Origin of the sequence: uncultured Campylobacter sp. (assembly GCF_937997405.1) — a bacterium.
In the GTDB taxonomy this organism is placed as follows: Bacteria; Campylobacterota; Campylobacteria; order Campylobacterales; family Campylobacteraceae; genus Campylobacter_B.
Map to the genome: position 1 here is coordinate 1 of NZ_CALKTL010000127.1, position 17,504 is coordinate 17,504.

16 protein-coding genes and 1 pseudogene are annotated in these 17,504 nt (G+C 46.2%); 6 read left to right on the forward strand and 11 right to left on the reverse strand.

From position 1 onward, the window contains the following. Both Q0372_RS06775 and Q0372_RS06780 read left to right on the forward strand, forming a co-directional pair. Window positions 1–358 (forward strand): annotated as a pseudogene (locus Q0372_RS06775) (sodium-dependent transporter); the annotation flags it as partial. Window positions 359–549: 191 nt separating this feature from the next. After that, the gene (locus Q0372_RS06780; RefSeq protein ID WP_298104120.1) at window positions 550–1,362 is read left to right on the forward strand and encodes a hypothetical protein; all 813 of its coding nucleotides are present in this window, start codon (window positions 550–552) and stop codon (window positions 1,360–1,362) included. Window positions 1,363–1,753: 391 nt separating this feature from the next. Here the strand turns inward: Q0372_RS06780 and Q0372_RS06785 are convergent, their stop codons facing one another. From Q0372_RS06785 to Q0372_RS06795, 3 genes are read right to left on the reverse strand one after another with little or no spacing between them, the layout of a single operon-like run. Beyond that, a complete protein-coding gene (locus Q0372_RS06785; protein ID WP_298104123.1) occupies window positions 1,754–4,270 on the reverse strand; it encodes a molybdopterin guanine dinucleotide-containing S/N-oxide reductase in 2,517 nt (838 codons plus the stop codon). After that, window positions 4,267–4,875, reverse strand: a complete 609-nt coding sequence (locus tag Q0372_RS06790) for a cytochrome C (RefSeq protein ID WP_298104126.1) — start codon at window positions 4,873–4,875, stop codon at window positions 4,267–4,269. The genes Q0372_RS06785 and Q0372_RS06790 overlap by 4 nt, the downstream gene beginning before the upstream one ends. Window positions 4,876–4,895: 20 nt before the next feature. Then, window positions 4,896–5,495 carry a disulfide bond formation protein B gene (locus Q0372_RS06795; protein ID WP_298104129.1) on the reverse strand — a complete coding sequence of 200 codons (600 nt, stop codon included), beginning with the start codon at window positions 5,493–5,495 and terminating at the stop codon, window positions 4,896–4,898. A 377-nt stretch (window positions 5,496–5,872) separates the two neighbouring features. Between Q0372_RS06795 and Q0372_RS06800 the strand changes: the two genes are divergently transcribed. Next, on the forward strand, window positions 5,873–6,307 hold the full coding sequence (locus tag Q0372_RS06800) for an Imm12 family immunity protein (RefSeq protein WP_298104132.1): 435 nt from the start codon (window positions 5,873–5,875) through the stop codon (window positions 6,305–6,307). Between the two features lie 266 nt (window positions 6,308–6,573). On the opposite strand, the gene hutX is transcribed toward Q0372_RS06800, so the two are convergent. The 3 genes from hutX to Q0372_RS06815 all read right to left on the reverse strand — a co-directional run bounded on the left by hutX (window position 6,574) and on the right by Q0372_RS06815 (window position 9,256). Next, entirely contained in the window at window positions 6,574–7,086 is a 513-nt protein-coding gene (hutX, locus tag Q0372_RS06805) for a heme utilization cystosolic carrier protein HutX (protein ID WP_298104136.1), read from the reverse strand. A 216-nt stretch (window positions 7,087–7,302) separates the two neighbouring features. Next, window positions 7,303–7,746 carry a DUF805 domain-containing protein gene (locus tag Q0372_RS06810; protein WP_005872982.1) on the reverse strand — a complete coding sequence of 148 codons (444 nt, stop codon included), beginning with the start codon at window positions 7,744–7,746 and terminating at the stop codon, window positions 7,303–7,305. A gap of 61 nt (window positions 7,747–7,807) precedes the next feature. Continuing rightward, a complete protein-coding gene (locus Q0372_RS06815) occupies window positions 7,808–9,256 on the reverse strand; it encodes a TM2 domain-containing protein (RefSeq protein WP_298104139.1) in 1,449 nt (482 codons plus the stop codon). 89 nt (window positions 9,257–9,345) lie between these two features. Between Q0372_RS06815 and tpx the strand changes: the two genes are divergently transcribed. Further along, complete coding sequence (gene tpx / locus Q0372_RS06820) at window positions 9,346–9,870, forward strand: thiol peroxidase (protein WP_298104142.1); 525 nt, start codon at window positions 9,346–9,348, stop codon at window positions 9,868–9,870. Window positions 9,871–10,145: 275 nt separating this feature from the next. Here the strand turns inward: tpx and Q0372_RS06825 are convergent, their stop codons facing one another. The 3 genes from Q0372_RS06825 to Q0372_RS06835 form a co-directional block, all read right to left on the reverse strand. After that, window positions 10,146–10,769, reverse strand: coding sequence for a hypothetical protein (locus Q0372_RS06825; RefSeq protein ID WP_298104145.1), 624 nt, complete (start codon window positions 10,767–10,769; stop codon window positions 10,146–10,148). 350 nt (window positions 10,770–11,119) lie between these two features. Further along, the gene (locus Q0372_RS06830; protein ID WP_298104149.1) at window positions 11,120–13,567 is read right to left on the reverse strand and encodes a molybdopterin-dependent oxidoreductase; all 2,448 of its coding nucleotides are present in this window, start codon (window positions 13,565–13,567) and stop codon (window positions 11,120–11,122) included. Between the two features lie 13 nt (window positions 13,568–13,580). Next, window positions 13,581–14,147, reverse strand: coding sequence for a hypothetical protein (locus Q0372_RS06835; RefSeq protein WP_298104152.1), 567 nt, complete (start codon window positions 14,145–14,147; stop codon window positions 13,581–13,583). Window positions 14,148–14,274: 127 nt separating this feature from the next. On the opposite strand from Q0372_RS06835, the gene Q0372_RS06840 reads away from it, so the two are divergent. Continuing rightward, the gene (locus Q0372_RS06840; protein ID WP_298104155.1) at window positions 14,275–14,856 is read left to right on the forward strand and encodes a Crp/Fnr family transcriptional regulator; all 582 of its coding nucleotides are present in this window, start codon (window positions 14,275–14,277) and stop codon (window positions 14,854–14,856) included. A gap of 141 nt (window positions 14,857–14,997) precedes the next feature. On the opposite strand, the gene Q0372_RS06845 is transcribed toward Q0372_RS06840, so the two are convergent. Next, window positions 14,998–15,405 carry a DUF805 domain-containing protein gene (locus Q0372_RS06845; RefSeq protein ID WP_298104158.1) on the reverse strand — a complete coding sequence of 136 codons (408 nt, stop codon included), beginning with the start codon at window positions 15,403–15,405 and terminating at the stop codon, window positions 14,998–15,000. A gap of 298 nt (window positions 15,406–15,703) precedes the next feature. Next, a complete protein-coding gene (locus Q0372_RS06850; protein WP_298104161.1) occupies window positions 15,704–16,735 on the reverse strand; it encodes a hypothetical protein in 1,032 nt (343 codons plus the stop codon). Between the two features lie 97 nt (window positions 16,736–16,832). On the opposite strand from Q0372_RS06850, the gene Q0372_RS06855 reads away from it, so the two are divergent. Further along, window positions 16,833–17,504 (forward strand): transporter substrate-binding domain-containing protein (locus Q0372_RS06855; protein WP_298104163.1); only part of this gene is annotated, 672 nt, incomplete at its 3' end.

Below are 17,504 nucleotides of genomic sequence, written 5' to 3' on the forward strand. Positions count from 1 at the left end.
TCAAAATATGTTCGAAGTAGTCGCTGAATCGCTAATGCATAAGTTTCCAAGGCTAAGCCGCGCCTTCACGCTTGCGCTATTGTGCGCGATCTGCCTGGGTGCGGGTCTTGGTATGGAAGCGATAAGCTCATGGGGGCCGTGGATGGATTTCGTATCGATTTATATCATTCCGATCGGAGCGGTAATCGGCGCAATATCGTGGTTTTGGGTGATTAAGCGGAATGAAATTTTAGATGAGATCAATCTGGGCGCAGATAGGGCCCGCGGCAAGCTCTGGTATGATATCGGACGCTTTGTCTATGTCCCGCTGGCGCTACTTTTATGTATAATCGCGCTTAGTATGCATATTTCGTTTTAAACTCATCGCGTTGCATTTATGTAAATGCAACGACTGGCAAAATACGGCAAAGAAGGCGAAGTAGGGTAGAATTTTAAAATTCTACCTAATAACGAACTTACAAATTTAAATGGTCAAAATGACTTTAAATTTTAATACGTTATGAGAATAAAGCGTTATAATGTGCCAAAATTTTACAAAATAGGGGATTTATGAGAGACTACGACAAAGAGCCATTGATCATAAACGATTACACCGTCTATCATGTATTTTCCTGGAGCATATTTACTTGCATATTGGGTTTTTCGCTTTTGGGTTATGATCTGATTACGACTGGCACTACGGGAAAATTTAGCGCTTTCGGTATCGTTTCTTTAATTTTTGTGACATATTCTTTCATACGGCTAAGAATTTCGGCGGAGCAAAATTTTTCTAAAAATCCGAGCTATTTTTATTTTTCAAACAGCCTGATCCGCTACGTCGAAAATATAGATATGAAAGATAGCATAATTTCCGAAACCAAAATAGCCCCCGATCCGTCCGCAAATATATCTAGTGTTCATTTCTGCGTAGTATGCGAACTAGAAAACTCTTACGGCAGGTTCCATTATTTAAGCTCGTATGAGTTATATAGATATTCAAGCATAGGCGTTCATATAGGCAAACTTGCTCTTTATATAAAGCATCTAATGCTATATTTAATATTTGCCCTGCCGTATAAAATTTACAAGCTCAAAAAGAGCTCGGAGCCCCTTTGGCTGTTAAAAAGAAATTTTGTCGTTAAATTTAACAACAGAAATTACTTTTTAATAAATGCCGTATCTGCAAAAGAGTATCGTGAGCTGCTGCAATATTTCAAGGCGCTAAACGTAAAAATAGAAGATCGGACCGACTTTATACCGCAGGCTCAAAATAGCGGCTATTTCACCGATAAAAACGAAATTTGGAGCGACGATTTTAGTGATACACAAATTCCGAAGAAAAATTTTAAATGGAAGCTTAGGCGGTTTTTTAGTTTGGATTGAAATTTTAGTCCAAGCGGCAAGTTCTTAAATTTAGCGAGAATTTCACGAGCAAATAGAGAGTGAGGCGGCGAGGCAAATATTGCTTGCTGTTATCTCCAGCCTGCCACAGCTCAAAGTTACGATAAATCAAATCAACTCAGTCATCACTGCAAGCGCAAGGTTATAAAATTTAAATCAGCTCCGCGACCTATCGTTGAAGTCGCGAAGCTACGGCAAGCTAAATTGGTCTCGGTGCACAGCCGCGACTATATAAAGCCGCGGCAAGTCGAAATTGATATGCCTCGCCGTAGCAAAACCACGGCGAGCTTGACTAAAGCCTGTGGAGGATCGGCGTATCTAGTCCAAGCCAGCAATGAGCCAGTCTTAAACCCCAGACCGCCCCCCCCAATTCCTACTTCGCCCCTTTAGGCGGCATAAACGCGGTTAGTTTGATATCCTCGCCCGCCTTGTGTTTGTAAAGCTCGATATTTACTAACGCCGTGTGCGCGATATTGCCGTTGGCAAGCTCGCTCGTAGGAAGATCGATCGTAAGCACGTTCGGATTTCCGTTTTTGCAAAGCCCCTCGGCATTAGGATCGTACCACGCGCCTTCGAAAATCTGCACCACGCCGCGCATTATATCGCCGCTTACGTTGGCACCTGCTAAAATTTCGCCGCGAGCGTTATATACGCGCACCAGATCGCCCTGCTTGATGCCGAGCTCCTTAGCGTCTTCTGTATTGATCAGCACCGGCTCGCGATCCGCAACGGCGTATCTCTTGCGATTTGAGGTATTGCTCTGCTGCGAATGCAAGCGGTCATACGGATGGATGCTAAGCAGGTGAAATTTCGCAGGCTTATCCTTCATCCCGAGCCACTCGACGGGCTCGAACCACATCGGATGCGCGCCGCAGTCTTTGTAATTCATCGCAGCGATCGTATCGGAGTAAATTTCAATTAGCCCGCTAGGCGTTCCCAAAGCCTCCAAAACGGGATCGTTTCTAAAATCCTCAAAGCTCACGTATGCGGCACTCTCGGGCGTCTCGTAAAATTCCGTCGGCTCGTTTTTCTCCCACCACTGCTCAAAGCTCGGCATCTGCATACCCAAAGCGGTGTTTGCGTTCACGGCGCTCGCCGCCCCTTCGTAAAATTCCTTGATCCAGTCCATCTCCGTTTTGCCGCCGTCTGTATAAACCTCGGCAAGCCCATCTGCATAAGCCTTGCAAAGGTCGGTAAAAATTTGATAATCGTCCTTCGCGCCGTGCTGCTTAGCGACGACCTGCTTCATCGGGATAATATGCATGTTGGAGTAGTCTCCGCTCATCGTGATGTCGTTGCGCTCATACTCCGTCGTGGTCGGAAACACGATGTCCGCCATCTTAGCAGTCGGCGTCCAGTAAATTTCATTCACTACGATGGTGCGCGGCTTGCGCCAAGCCTTGATATTGGTGTTGGTGTCTTGATGGTGCACGATCGGATTTCCACCGACCCAGTAGATGAAGTCTATCTTCGGATAGGTGATCTTTGCGCCATTCGCGTCGATCGTCTTGCCAGGATTTAGTAGCGCGTCCGCGATACGAGCTAGAGGAAAAGCGACCTTCGCCGTATTTACCAGCCATGCTTGAGCTGCTTCACCGCCTTGTTTATGATCCTGCGCAAGCCCTAAAAATTTGCCGTCCTTAACGACGCCGACGCTTGCCGCGTTCATTCCGCCGATCACGCTGCCCGCACAGGTAGGCGCGCCGCCGTTAGCATAATGGTAGCTAAAACCGAAGCCGCCTCCTGCAAGTCCGATCTGCCCTAGCATCGCGCACAAAGTCACGATCATCCAGTGCGCCTGCTCGCCATGATGAGCGCGCTGGATACCCCAACCCGCCATTATCATCGTGCGATTTTCGTAAAATTTTATCGCAAGCTCTTTGATCACGTCCGCGCTAATGCCGCAAATTTCACTAGCCCACTCGGGCGTCTTAGCCACGCCGTCGCTCTGCCCCGTGAGGTACGGCACGAATTTTTCAAAGCCCACGGTGTAGTTTTGTAAAAATTCCTTATCGTACTTGCCCTGCGAGTAGAGGTGCTGCGCCATGCCTAACATCATCGCTACGTCGGTGTTAGGGCGAGGAGCGATCCATCGCGCCTTGCCTTCGAAATACTTGCCGCTTACGGTTTTGATCGGATCGATGATGATGATCTCTTTGTCGCTGTTTTTTAGCTGCTCGAAATACTTAAATCCCTGCTCGTCAGAGCTCGTCCACGCCACGCGAAGCGTAGAGATCGGATTGAGCCCCCAAAAGACCACTACTTTGGAGTTTTCAAGCACCACGGGCCACGAGGTTTGCTGCTCATAGACCTGATTTGAGCCCGTTACGTGCGGCATGATGACCTGAGCCGCGCCCGTGGAGTAATCGCCCGTGACGCCCGTAAAACCGCCGGTTAAGTTCATAAATCTATGAAGCAGCGTCCTTGAGACATGCACGTTGCCCGTGCTCTGCCAGCCGTAGCTGCCGGCAAACACCGAGTCCGCGCCCTTTTGCTCGCGCGTCTTTTTAAGCTCGCGCGCGACGAGCTTGATCGCGTCTTCATATTTTACCTCGACCCATTCGTCAAGTCCGCGAAGCTCTGGCTTAGGATTATCGGGATCGGCGAGATAGGATTTTCGCACCATCGGCGCCTTGATGCGCGTGTTATAAACGAGATCCGCCATCGTATTTTGAAGCGTATTGGGAATTTTAGAGGTGATCTTCCACGGCGCGGACTTTACGATCTTGCCGTTTTTGACGCTCGCTTTTAAAATTCCCCACCGCGCCGCGGTTAAAATTTCGCCGTTTTTCTTAAGCGCGGTGAGTTTATCCGCCGCAAGCATCGAGCTTGGGATGAGCGGAAGCGCCGAGACCGCCGCGCCGAGCTTTAAAAAATTTCGTCTTTTCATTTCATATCCTTTAAATTTACGTCCTTGGAGTGCTTTTGTAAATATTGCACCACCGCCCAGCTCTCGTCCTTGCTAATAGGCGTACGCGAGAGCATCGATTTAATGTAGCCCGGCCATCTGTTTGCTTCGTAGCTAGCGGGCTGATGCAGAGCGTGACAGACGCTACACGAGGCTTCGAATTTCTCCTTAGCGCCCGCGAAAATTTTATCCACATCGCCGCTTAGCGCGCCCTCGTCGGTGTAGGCGGTTATCTTAACCTTATTAAAGCCGTCCTCTTCGCCCAAGCTCTCACTTTGAAATTTAGCCTGCTTCGAAAACGCCATCGCGATTATGCGCGCTTTAGGCGTAAAATAAATAACGTTGGGCGCCTTTGGATTTTGATAGCCTGTGAGCGAAAATTTCACCACTCCGTCCTTAACCTCCAAGACTTCTATGGCGTTTGTGGGCAGCAGCCTGCCGTCCTTATGCGACAAATCGCCGCTTACGCTTACCTGCTTTAGCACCGTGCCGTAAAGCGTCTCGCCCGCCTTAACCTCGGCGTTTGCACAGCTTGCGATCGTAGCCGCAAGAGCCGCCGCAGCCGCAATAGAATTTAAAAACTTCATGCTTATCCTTTCTTAAAATTTTAAAAACTTCTCGTAAATCTGCCGTATAAAAAGCCCACAAACATCACGACTAAAACAGCCGCGAATGCCGCAAACGCTACCTGCGCGCACTGCGCCGCGTCTGCAAATTTTATGCTCGGCACCAGATAAAATCCCTCGCCGTAAAATCCGCCGAAAAAGCTCTGCACATCGCTAAGCGCGGTGCCTACGGGAAAGGACGGAGTGCCCGTGCAGCTTGCGGGGCGAAATAGCTCCGGCAGCAGGCTATCAAGCGGCGCCGCAAAAGGAAATGCGGGTGCGGCGAGGCAATTTGCAGTATCTGCGACAGGGTGCGGCGCGGAGCTTTGTAAATAGCCGTATATCGCGCCCGCAAAGCCAAGCGCGTAAGCAACGAGCCTTGCTATGAAGCCAAACGGCAGCAGCAAGCCGATGAGCGCGCCCACGCCCGCTACGGCAAAGCCCAGACGCACGAGAGCGCTCGTCTGCGTAGGCGACATAAAAAGGTAGCGCTGAAAGAAAAAATACGATGCCGCAAGATACCCTGCGCTTATCACAAAGAGCCAAAACCACGGCGTAGCGGTATTTTGCCACGCGTAAATCTTTAAGATCAATCTATTCAAGATCTCCTCCGTCTTATAAAATTCTTAAGAATACTTTTTAATCTTAAGATTTAAATTTATGAGAGAATTATAGCAGTAAAAGATAAAATTTCAGGTCTACATTGCCCTAAATATCGGAGTTTAATAAGCTTTAAGCTTAACGTATAAAATTTCAATTTTAAAATTTGACGCTCTTTGCGTAACGGCGAAACGTTTTTGAGATATGAAATTAAAATGGTAGATTTTATAAAATTTAATCTTCATTCGGGTCTATTTTGATAAAAAATATATCGATTTCAAAACTCCGTAGCTCCAGCACCCAATAAATATTATGAAGATGATATAATGAGCCAAAATTTTGAATAATATCACTTTATAATTTAAGGACGAGGTGCCGTGTGAAATTTAGCATAAATGCCGTTATCGGCGGGGTGGATGATGTGCCGATCTATATGCCGGATATTATAAGAGCGGCAAGGCAAGAGATTAAAAGGGTTTTTAGCGATTTTGAAATGGAATCGCTAAAAAAGATCGATATTTGCCTTTGTTTGAGCGGGGAAGTGTCGAGATATTTTCCGAAATCGGGAATTTATCAACCGAAATATTATCTTAAAAGCAAAAAAATTATTGCGTATATTCATTTTGGCTCAGACGAGTGGGACTCCGATAAAAAGGCGAACGTAGATAAATTTTTAGAAAAGCTCAAGCAGTACCTTATGGAGCTTGGAGATATTACCGGGCGGAAAATTGCTAATAATAATTTGGAATTTGACGATACGCAATACAAAGACAATATAAATAAAATTTTTGAAAATTTAGTAGTAAATTGTTGAAATAAAATTTAAAAGAATATCTATCTGAAGCGGCAAAATTCCGCTTCAGATAAAGTAGGCGTGAGCCGGGCTCGTGAAATTCCAAACGCCCTTAAGATGCAAAATAGCAAAAAGGCGAGTTTGGAATTTCATCATCAACGATAATTTTAAAATTTGCCCAAAGTCTTATTGGCGAACTTAAAGCGCTTGCCTAGCACCGCGCAGAATTTCAAAGCGCCGTTAAGCAAGCGATACGCGAGCAGGGCAAAATTAATCTCGTGCTAGCGCTAAATCGCGGCTTTTAGCGCCTCAAATTTCGCGTCTTGCTCGGCTAGAAGCTGTCCTTTCTCATCGCGCGAGACGTAAATTTTAAAGATATTCTCGCCCGCTTTGTCGTAAAAGCCCACGAATTTCGAGAGCATCCCCATGAAAGTCTGCGTCACGAGAATGATCTTATCGATCTCATCCGTCTTTAGATGACCCGCTAAAATGCCCAGCCCGTGCGCCTCATCGCCGTTTGCGCCCATGCCGAAATTATAAAATCCACGCGCGCTCTTGCCGCTTGGGATCTTGGTTTTAAACTCGATGATGAAGCTCGGCGTATTTTTTACGAAAAGCACCTCGCCCCAGCCTTCAAGCTCCCTAATGATCTCGCAGAATTTCTCGCCGCCCGCGCTCTTGCCGAAGCGCTCGGGCAAGTTTAGCAAGACGTCGATCTCCTTCGCGCCTAGCTCTTTGCAGATCTGCGCGATCGAAATTTTAGGATTTTGCGCAAACAGCGCCTCGATTTTTTCCTTCATTTTTACCCTTTCGTAAATAAAATTTTAAGAGCCATTATAATATAAAAATTCTAAGTTACAGATAATGGCAATCAATTAAAGAGGATTTCCAAAGCTTATTTGAAGAAAAATTTAGCGCTACAAAGTGCTTATGCGTAGAATTTTGCGTGGTGATACAAAAAATTTTATCTGCACGGAATTTTAGAATTCTAAAATTCCGCAAAGTTTAGAGCTGTATCATAGCGGATCGTATCCGAAGCGATTGGACCCGCTATCGCCGCGCTGCACGAAAAACACAAGCAGCACTATCCAACCCACAAATGATACCAAAAGCCCGATATCGCCGAAAAAAGCACCCACGATCGGCGTTAAAATAAGCAGAAAAAACCAGCCGCTTCTATCGGTGTCATGTAGTCGCCTGACCGATACGGCAATGGCTGGCACGAGCATAGCTAGCTGAAAAAGCGCATCTATAATGCCGATTTCTTGATGGACGATTTTGCCGGCTATTATTTGATTGTACCCTATCGTAGTGCCTAAAACGCCATCTATCAAGCTCAAAACAATCCCGCCAAGCACGGTAAATAGAAAAAACCACCAGTACTCCGACCTTGATGCTCGCCCGCTAAATGCGGCGTATTTTTGCTTGACGCAAGTTTGCACGGACTCCATAAAAGTCATTTAAAAACTCCTTTTTTAAAATAATGTAGGATTATACTAATCGCCCCTTAAATTTAAATACCTAAAACTCCCGCCTATTCATCTGCCTTACGTGATACGCCAGATGCACTAGGCCGTAGCCGCCTTTTGAAGCGGTAACCTCCCTAGTGCCATAAACCGCCGAAACATTTAGAATTACCGAAGCTAACCACCCTATGGCAAATACTAAGGCGAAAAGCTGTGAGTCAAGCGCTATCAAGACTAGAGTTACTATCTCCGTAGCTGCAATAACATAAAACGCTCTTAGATAGTTCTTCTCTCCGCTGCAATCGTAAAGCTCTTTACTAACTAGCAGCTGATAGATCAGATATACCGCTGTGCATACACAATAAATGCTTATCATAAAAACTGATGGTTTAAACAATTCAAATCCTACAAATATAGTGCTTACTGCGCTTATAGCCGAGGAAACCCCGACTAGCACGGCGTTTGATAGCAGATCCGTGCTGCGTATTGCCCGCGCTAAAAAATATAACCCTACAGCTAGGCATATCATAGATATAAGTCCGACGCCCTCCAACGCACCCACTTTATCTACATTCTTGATATATCTGCCTACCGCATTTAACGCCTCAAGCCCAAACGCTATGTAAAGGGTAGTTTTGGCAGTAGATAGATTTTCGCTCTGCTCTTTAGCGTCATCCGCATAAACATACAGGATTGCTCCCGCGCCTACGGATACATTTAGCTTTCGCACCATTTCAGGCAACCTAAAAAAGTCGCTAACAAGCCAGATTAAAAACAAAACATTGGGCACCGAGAAAATAACCATAAAATGAAAAAAGCCCTGTTCTATATCCTTTAGGTCTGATGCTTGCACGCCCAAATCCGGACGAGATGAGTTTATAAGCGCCAACAGATCGTTACCTTCTATACTCGTCCACATAACAGTAACCACTACTAAAAAAAGCCAGATAAGAAATGGCAGCCCGCCTAAAAGCTGAAAAATCGCGGAAATTATACGCCCAAGATAAAATCTATGCGCACCGAAAGGCCCTAGGAACATATAAAACGCGTAGGCTTTATTTAGATCGTAAGCCTTAGCTGAGCTTTGCGTAGAGTTAATTCTATCGGAATTTGAGAAAGCTAAATTTTGCCAAGTGGAATTCTGTCCTGCGAAATTCTGCGAGTTTGCGGCATTCTCGGTAGAATTCAAGCCTTTGCCGTTAGAATCTTGCTCGCTAGAGCCTGTCGCAGCAGAATCTCGTAAAATAGAATTTTCTTCATCCAAGCCTTGAGCTGCAAAAGTTAAATTTTGCTCCGCAGAATTTTGTGGTGTGAAATTATGTTTTGTAAAAGTGGAATTTTGCTCTATAGTATCATCCGCCGTAAGTTCTTCTTGCGCTAAATCTAAATTCTCAGATTGCTCCTGTGGCTTCTCATCCAAGGGCTTTCTCTCTTCGCCACTTTTACGTCTTATGCTGGCTAGCGACGCAGGATTACTGCTGCCGCCCCAAATATCTTCGCCCATCTACTCTCCTTGATTTTTAAAGCAATTTTACCTGAAATTTAAGGAATTTTTGTATATTCGCCGCTACAAATTCAAAACAAAGGACAAAAATGTCAAAAGTAACATTTCAAGGAAAGCCTGTAGAGCTAAGCGGGCAAGAGATAAATCTAGGCGATCGCGCGCCACAAGTGCGCTTAGTAGCTCAAGATCTAAGCGAAATCGAGATCGCTAGCGGCAAGCACGTGCAAATCATCGTCGCTGTGCCATCGCTAGATACGCCCGTCTGCGCGACGGAGGCACGTAAGTTCAACGAGCGCGCTGCATCGCTTCCTAACACCGAAGTAATCGTCGTTTCGATGGATTTACCATTTGCGATGGGGAGGTTTTGTACGACTGAAGGGATAAAAAATCTACGCGTTGCAAGCGATTTCCGCGATAAGGAATTTTGCCGCCACTACGGCACCCTCATCGCCAGCGGCGCATTGGCAGGTCTTAGCGCCAGAGCAATCTTCGTCATAGATACCGCAGGCGTCGTGGTTTATAAAGAGCTCGTAAGCGACATAGCCTCTGAGCCCGACTACGACGCAGCGCTAGATTTTGCGGAGCTCGTCGCTCGCAACAGCTGCTCTAACTGAGCAAGATAATAGATCCAAGGTTTGGATAATTTTCGCCTCGCTTTAGTTCACTACTTTAAGCAAATTCGCCCTACTGCAAGTAAAAAACGAAGTAGGGCGCTTAAAATTCTACTTCAATTTTATATTTTGATTTTACGCTTTAATTTTCGCTCCAGCGTACGCAAAGCTATTAACGCACTGCGATAGCAAGCGGATGAAAACAAAATTTATAGGATTACTCGCCGCTAGATTTTAAATTTAGCTATAGCGGGAGTTGAAATTTTAAATTTACCTGCTTAGCCACTCCGCGCGATAAATTCGCTAAAAGAGATCTCCTGTGCGTAAAATTTAATTCCGAGCGAGGCAAGTTTGTCTTGCAACGGCAGCGCCAGCTCCTCTATGCCGCTAAATACGCAAAGCGGCAAATTTTGCGTCCTATCTTTGGTCGTCGCAAAGCTCTCGTCGTCAAAAATTTTCTTTAAAAACACGAGCGTTTTTACCTTATCGGCACCCAAGTTCTCGATGAAAACGCTGAAATATTTATATCCCGGCTCCTCGCGTGCTTCATCTTGCTGCGCGTAGTCGTCCACCAGCTCGCGATAAAATTCGTTGTTTAAATCCGCAAGCGGCGCGATCAGCTCAATAGAGCAAGGCGGCTCAAGCGCGGCAAGTGCAGTTAAAATTTCTTCAAATTTAACGATGTCGTCCGCAACCTTTATCGCCTCCCAAAAGCCCGCGCCGTGATAGGCGAAGTAAACGGGTGAGGCATCCCCAAGAGCAAAATCCACGAAAAACGGATCGTCCATGCCGTTACGCGCGATGACCCGCCAACTCTTGCGCCACTGCTTGGGTGCGTCGTTTGCTAGCTCCTCGCTCGTTTTGCGGCTAGCGAGCCTATACCCCCTCCTGAAAACTCTCAAACTCGCCCTCGTCAGGATAGAAAAACGGCAGCAAAATGCACTCCGAAACTATGCGTTTGCGGATAAAATTTCGGATCAAATTCGGGATTTGCACGGCGCTGCCTTTGGGTTAAATTTGAACGAATTTTAGCAGAGTTTCTAACCTGAGCAAAATTTACATTCAAATTTGACGCACACAAAAGAAGTAAATTGTGCTCAAATTTTCACCAAATTTGAGCACAAAAAGACAAGCGGAAGTATTTTGAGATGATTTTTGTGGTTGCGACGTAAAATTTCGGCGTAGATAGAACACATAGTTCATTGAGCCGAAATTTTACTAGCTCCGCAAAAAGCGCTCAAAAGACAACGCGCTACAAGGATTGTAGGATTTTAGGTTTACTAAACGCCGTTATAGGTTTAATCTCTCCCTTAAATTTCTCAATTTGAGCTAGCACGGTGTGAGCCGAGTTGCTTTGCGCGAGACTTGACGTGCCTTTGTCAAACGTAAGTACGTTTACGCAGCCGTGCTGGCAGAGGCTTTTCTCGCCCCAAACCTCGGGATCGTACCACGCGCCCTCGCAGATCGCTGCGACGCGCTCGGGCACGATGTCGGTAACGAGCACGCCCGCTAAAATTTCTCCGCGGTCGTTAAAAACGCGCACGATGTCGCCGTTCGCAAGCCCGCGCGCTTTGGCGTCTTTTGGATTTATCAGCACCGGCTCTCTGCCGCTAACCTCGGCGAAATTTCTGATGATCGAGTTGTTTAGCTGGCTGTGCAGGCGGTAGCGAGAGTGCGGGCTAACGACGTGGATCGGATACTTCGCCGTCTTTTTCGCATCGCCTAGCCACTCTTTCGGTTCGATCCAAGTAGGCATCGGCGGGCAGTCGGCATAGCCCATCTTGGCGATTACGGGCGAGTAAAGCTCAATCTTGCCGGACGGCGTGCCGAGGCGATTTTTGGCGGGATTTTCGCGGAATGCCGCAAGGCGCGTATATAGCGCGCTGCTCTCGTCGTCCTTTTCAAAGCGCACGAAGCCTTTGTCGTAAAATTCCTCGAAGCTAGGCATCGTTATATTTAGGCCTTTAGCTTGCTCTACGGCATCGGCGTAGAATTCCTTCATCCAGCCTAGCTCATCCTTGCCCTCGCTAAAGACCTCGCCATATCCCCAGCGCTTGCAGATCTGCTCGCAGATCCAAAAGTCGCTCTTGCTCTCGCCCATTGGCTCGATTGCAGGCCTGTAAGCGACTATATATTCGCCCGTAGCGCCCGTTTGGTTGATGTCGTTGCGCTCGACCTCGATCGCGACGGGAAGCACGATGTCGCTAAGCTTCGCCGTGCTCGTCCAGTAAGGCTCGGCGGTAATGACGGTGTCAAATTTACGCCACTGCTTGACGATATTATTCACGTCTTGATGGCGCGTGAACATCGATCCGCACGCCATATATGCGACTCTCATATGCGGCAGCTTGATTTTAGTGCCGTCATAATCGATCTGCTTGCCCGGATGCTCCAGCGCCTCTATGCTGCGAGAGGACGGGATGGTGATGTTTTTCGCGTTTTTCCAAGGCGCAGAGCCCGTGTTTTCATATTTTTCATCTATACGAGTGCTAAGTCCCTTTAAAATCGGAGCCACCTTATTCGTAGCGCCCGCAGAGTCGTATCCTAGACTAAATTCAAAGCCGAGCCCCTCCTTGCCGATATGTCCTAGCATCGCATTAAGCGCCACGAGCGCCCAGAAAGGCTGCTCGCCGTGATCGGCGCGTTGCAAACCGCGACCGATTAAAATCGTGCTCGGCTCCTTTGCAAGCGCCGTAGCAAATTTCGCAATAGTCTCCTCGCTAAGCCCGCAAATTTTGCTCGCCCAAGCTGCGTCCTTTACGATTTTATCGCTCTCGCCTAGAAAATACGCTTTAAATTTATTAAATCCGACGGTATATTTTTTGATAAATTCCTCGTCGTAGAGGTTGTTCGTAAAGAGATAATGGCACATACCGATGATGAGCGCGGTGTCGGTGTTTGGGCGCACGATGATATCTTCGCTGCCGAAGTAACGCGCGGTGTCGTTTCTCATCACGTTTACGCTATAAGTTTTGATGCCCGATTTTTTAAGCTCTTGCATGCCGATGTAGCCGTCGTGCGTAGGCGGAATGGATGAAATTTGATTGGTTACCGCAGGATCGGTCGCCCAAAATACGACGTTTTTGGCGTTTTTGACGATCGCTTTCCACGTAGTAGGCGCGTCGTAAACGGCGCTTGAGCCCAGCACGTGAGGCATGATAACGAGCCCTGCGCCGGTGGAGTAATCGCCGCTTTCCTCTACGTAGCCGCCTAAAATTTTAAGCATTCGGTGCGCTACGGTGCGTCCCCAGCCGATCTTGCCGCTGCCGCCCCACCAGTAGCACTCGCCGTAGATCGCCTCGGCGCCGTATTTGTCGAAATTTTCTTTCAAAGCCTTCGCCGCTAGATCAAGGGCTGTGTCCCAGCTAACGCGTACGAACTCCTCTTTACCGCGCAGTTCGCTCTTTGCCGCGCCTTTTGCCTTTAAATAGCTTTTGCGCACCATCGGATATAGCACGCGGTTTTCGTTCTGCACGGAATCGGGCAGGCTGTAATTCATCGTGTTTGGAAATTTATCGCCTTCGAAATCGCTTACCGAAACGATCTGCGATGAGTTTAAATTTAGCCAAAAAGTGCCGAATCTATTTGCGCCGAATACCTTTTTGTTATCAAAAATCGTCTGCGTGACCCCCTCGATCCTGCTAGCGTTTGCCACGCTTGCGCCTAAAATCCCTGCCTTTAAAAAGTCTCGCCTTTTCATCTGATCTCCTTTATCATTCAGGTTTTTTTGCGTTGTGTTGTAGGTATTTTATGATCAAATTTAGCTCGTCACCCTCGAGCGCTACGTAGTTTGCATTGATCATCTCTTGTAAATTTGCAGGCCACTGATTTGCCGTGAAACTCTTTGGCTCATGCAGGCGGTGACACGCCGAGCAGATCTGCTCGTAGTTTGTCTTTGCCTCCGCATAAAGCGCCTTAGCGTCCTTAGCTACGGCATCCGAGCCGATCTCGTAAATCCCCTCGACCTCATACCAGATCTCGCCGTAATCGTCCTCGAGCTTTTTGCCCTTTTTAAAATTTGCTTCGGCTTCGTTCGTAAAAATCGCATAAATTTCAGCCTCCTTCATATTTTTTTGTATTTGAAGCTGATAGTTTTCGCTCACGACGCCTTTAATTTTAATCTTGGTAACGCCGCCATCGCTGGATATTACCTCGATCGGCGTTAAAATTTCAGCCTCGCCGATAGTTTTTCCGTCCTGCGAGATCGCCGTGGTTTTAGAGATTACCTCTCCGCCGAAAAGCGAACACGCACAGATAAATGAGATAAAAATTTTCCTCATAAAGTATCCTTTCTGGGTTGTCTTTAACGCGAATTATAAATCAAAGATAAATTTAAATTTGTCGCGATTGCGACGAATTTATCCTTTTTATGTAAAATTTACGTGAAATTTTATGCAAAGAGCTGCTATGATAGATAGACTAAATAACGATTACAGCGAGAAATTCGACTTTTTAAGTAGGGAGCGGATTGCTAAATTTAGGCGCGAGAGCTACGCTCGCGGCGACGTGATCTACGCGCAGAAGTTTAAATTTATCATTCTGCTGCGCGGCAGAGCGAAGCTAAACTGCTACGAAAACGGCAAGGAATTTATCTTTAGCTTCGTAAAAAGCGGCGCCTACGTCTGCTTGGATAAAAATACTAGCCTTGAAATTTTAAGCGACTGCGAGACGCTACAGATCAACATCTCGGAGCTTTTTGAGCTGCTTGGAGACGAGTTTTCAAGCTCGATCATAAACGCGCTTATTAAAAATATCTACTCGCAACGGATTCTAATTAAAGAGATCGTCTTTGCGAAAATCCAGACGCGGATTTTAAATTTCTTAAATCGCATTGCAAACGCAGATAAGATCGTGGAGCTTCCCTTTAATATAATGACGCTGGCAAGCCTGCTCGGTGCGCCTCGCCAAAACGTCTCTCAGGCGATTACGAAGCTCGTAAACGACAAAAAGATCGTGAAATTAAAGGGCAATAGGATTAAAATTTTATAGTCTGAATCTGCGCGGCGGTCTAAATTTAAACACAAAAGGCTATTTTGAGCGAAACCGCCTAGTAAAAAGGGCTAAAACCAAAATGGAATTAGCCCTAAATTTAGCTTATTTGCAAAGCTTATGTGTGCTACAAAGCTGCGTTTAAAAAATCGAGCCTCTGCTTGCGGGTCGCAACGGATCGTCTCCAAAGCGGTTGCCTCCGTTAGTGCCTTGCTGGATAAAAAATACGATCAATACGATCGAACCTATTATCGGGATAAAAATTAACAGATAAAACCAGCCGCTTCTATCGGTATCGTGCAGGCGCCTTACCGCTACGGCGATAGAAGGTAAAAGTATTGCCAATAAAAAGATTGAGTTAATGAAACCGATCATTCTACCGGAACTCGTAACGGCATAGGTGCCTAAAAAGCCATCCAATACTAACGTTACGATTCCTAAAAGTGCCGCAAATAATGCAAACCACCAGTACTCTGAACGTGGTGCACGCCCCTCAAAATTGCAATAATTCTCTTTGAGACAAGTGCGAACAGACTCCATAAAAGTCATCTCAAACTCCTTTTTAAAAAATAAGATAAATTATATAACAATGGCACTTAAATTTGTCCTTTATATTGATTAAATTTTAAAATTTACCTCTGCCGTCGCGCTATTTGGCAAATACATTAAAATTTATCTCGAATGAACTTAATAGCGAGCTGTTTGATAAGCGGAGGAGGGTAGGTTAGGCGGAACAAATTTTGCTTTTTTGCTCGCGTTAAATGACAAAGTAGGGCGGCTACGACTGATACAATTATAATAGCGATTTTATCCGCTTGCCACGCCGTAGCCACTCAAATTTTAAAATTTACTTCTCTTTGCGGCTTAAAATTTTAGAAATTTTTACAGCGTCGTATCTTTTTGCTCTCTCCTCTAAAAGTTCGCAAAGCTCCTTCTGCTCGCAAAGGCCGCGAGAGAGCAAAAACTCCGCCGCAGCGTCGTCGTCTAGCATAGATACAAACTTAATAAAGCCCTCAAGATGCCTGCGATCGAGATCGGCAAAGCTTTGGAATTTTAAAATTTCATCCAAGTAGCGCAGCCTCTCGGCGCTAAATTTTTTAAATTCCTCGCTCGCCGTAAACTCCCGCATCTGCTTCGGCGGCGGCGCATCAATCCCGATGATCGACGATATATTATGTTCGTTTAAAAATATCACCTCGCTGCCAAGGATTGAGCCGACCGCGCCGCTAGCGTCTCGCCCGCCCTTTTCGATCAAGAACTTAAACGCCGCGAAATTATCGTTCGATACCGCATCTAGCAGCAATCCGTCAGCTTTGACGTCCGCGCCGTTTTGTACTAAAAGCTCTAAAAGCCGCATCGCATCGGCGCTATCAAAGTGATAAAGCTTCGCTGTCTCGCCGCTAAATTTCGAGCCGAAAAAGATCGCGAGCTTTAGCGGCGAGAAATAACCGCCGTCTCCGCCGTAATTGAGATTTGGTTTAAATTTAAGGATTTTTTCTATCCGCTCGAAGTCGAATTTTGAATTTCGCAGCACCTTCGGATTAAAAATGAAAGCGGTGAAAATTCTATCTTTAAACTCCCCGAAATCCTCGTCGATCCTGCCCCTGTTTTGCGCCGCGAAGGCTAAAAGTGCGTCCAAGCCCGCATCTATCTGCGCATCGCTAGCATTTTCATCGTAAAAAATTTCAAAATTTGGCTGCGATAAATTTGACTCTGCTTGCTGTGAAGCAGAAACTCTCGGGCCATCCTTAGCGGCGCCGAAAGCGCAGTCCGCAAGTAAAAGCCACAAAAAGATAAAATTTTTCATATTGCCCTCGCTTAAATTTTGCGCGATTATATCAAATCTAAGGCTAAATTTAACGGCGTCTTGAAATTTCATAAAAAGCAAACGGCAAATAAATTTAGCTCAAAAAAGCGCCTTTTGATTTTAATTTCGCTAGAATTAGCCGTAAATAACCTAAACAAAGGAGCGGCAAATGAAACTACTTTTTACTTTGATCTTGCTTTGTGCGGGGCTTTTTGCAAACACGTTGCAAGAGATCAGAAATAGCGGCGTCATCAGAGTCGGCGTCAGAGATGGCAGACCGCCTTTTAGCGAGATTAGCGGCGGTAAATTTGAAGGCTTTGAGATCGAGCTTGCCAATGCGATCGCAAAGGCGATTTTCGGTGCCAAACAAGGCGAAGTGCAGTTTGTCTCTCTAAGCGCCGCCGATCGCGTCTCATATCTAGTCAATAATAAAGTCGATATGGTCGCAGCTACCTTCGTCATTGATTCGGCGCGCAAAAATCATGTAGACTTCTCGATGCCGTATTTTTCGACCAATCTCGGCGTACTAACTCGCAAAGCAGACGCCATCAAAGATATATCGCGTTTGCGTGATATGAGGCTCATAACCGAAGAGGGCACGACCGTAGATAATTACCTCAAAAAAGAGAAATTTAGCAACGTAAGCTACTGCAAAAGCACAAGCGAATGCTACGCGATGATCCGTGACGGTAAGGCTGATGGATACGTCAATCTAAATATCACGGTGCTAGCCTACGCCGTCGTGGACGATACGCTCGAAGTGCCGTTTCAAAACTTCGGTAAGCCCGATTTTATCGGTATTGGCGTGCAAAAGGGAAATAAGGAGCTACTTGATTTCATC

What these genes read in the sequence shown, in the direction of transcription:
- Q0372_RS06780 (WP_298104120.1), top strand. Translation starts at nt 550, where the DNA reads ATGAGAGACTACGACAAAGAGCCATTGATCATAAACGATTACACCGTC.
- Q0372_RS06785 (WP_298104123.1), bottom strand. Translation starts at nt 4,270, where the DNA reads ATGAAAAGACGAAATTTTTTAAAGCTCGGCGCGGCGGTCTCGGCGCTT.
- Q0372_RS06790 (WP_298104126.1), bottom strand. Translation starts at nt 4,875, where the DNA reads ATGAAGTTTTTAAATTCTATTGCGGCTGCGGCGGCTCTTGCGGCTACG.
- hutX (WP_298104136.1), bottom strand. Translation starts at nt 7,086, where the DNA reads ATGAAGGAAAAAATCGAGGCGCTGTTTGCGCAAAATCCTAAAATTTCG.
- Q0372_RS06810 (WP_005872982.1), bottom strand. Translation starts at nt 7,746, where the DNA reads ATGACTTTTATGGAGTCCGTGCAAACTTGCGTCAAGCAAAAATACGCC.
- Q0372_RS06815 (WP_298104139.1), bottom strand. Translation starts at nt 9,256, where the DNA reads ATGGGCGAAGATATTTGGGGCGGCAGCAGTAATCCTGCGTCGCTAGCC.
- tpx (WP_298104142.1), top strand. Translation starts at nt 9,346, where the DNA reads ATGTCAAAAGTAACATTTCAAGGAAAGCCTGTAGAGCTAAGCGGGCAA.
- Q0372_RS06830 (WP_298104149.1), bottom strand. Translation starts at nt 13,567, where the DNA reads ATGAAAAGGCGAGACTTTTTAAAGGCAGGGATTTTAGGCGCAAGCGTG.
- Q0372_RS06835 (WP_298104152.1), bottom strand. Translation starts at nt 14,147, where the DNA reads ATGAGGAAAATTTTTATCTCATTTATCTGTGCGTGTTCGCTTTTCGGC.
- Q0372_RS06840 (WP_298104155.1), top strand. Translation starts at nt 14,275, where the DNA reads ATGATAGATAGACTAAATAACGATTACAGCGAGAAATTCGACTTTTTA.
- Q0372_RS06845 (WP_298104158.1), bottom strand. Translation starts at nt 15,405, where the DNA reads ATGACTTTTATGGAGTCTGTTCGCACTTGTCTCAAAGAGAATTATTGC.
- Q0372_RS06850 (WP_298104161.1), bottom strand. Translation starts at nt 16,735, where the DNA reads ATGAAATTTCAAGACGCCGTTAAATTTAGCCTTAGATTTGATATAATC.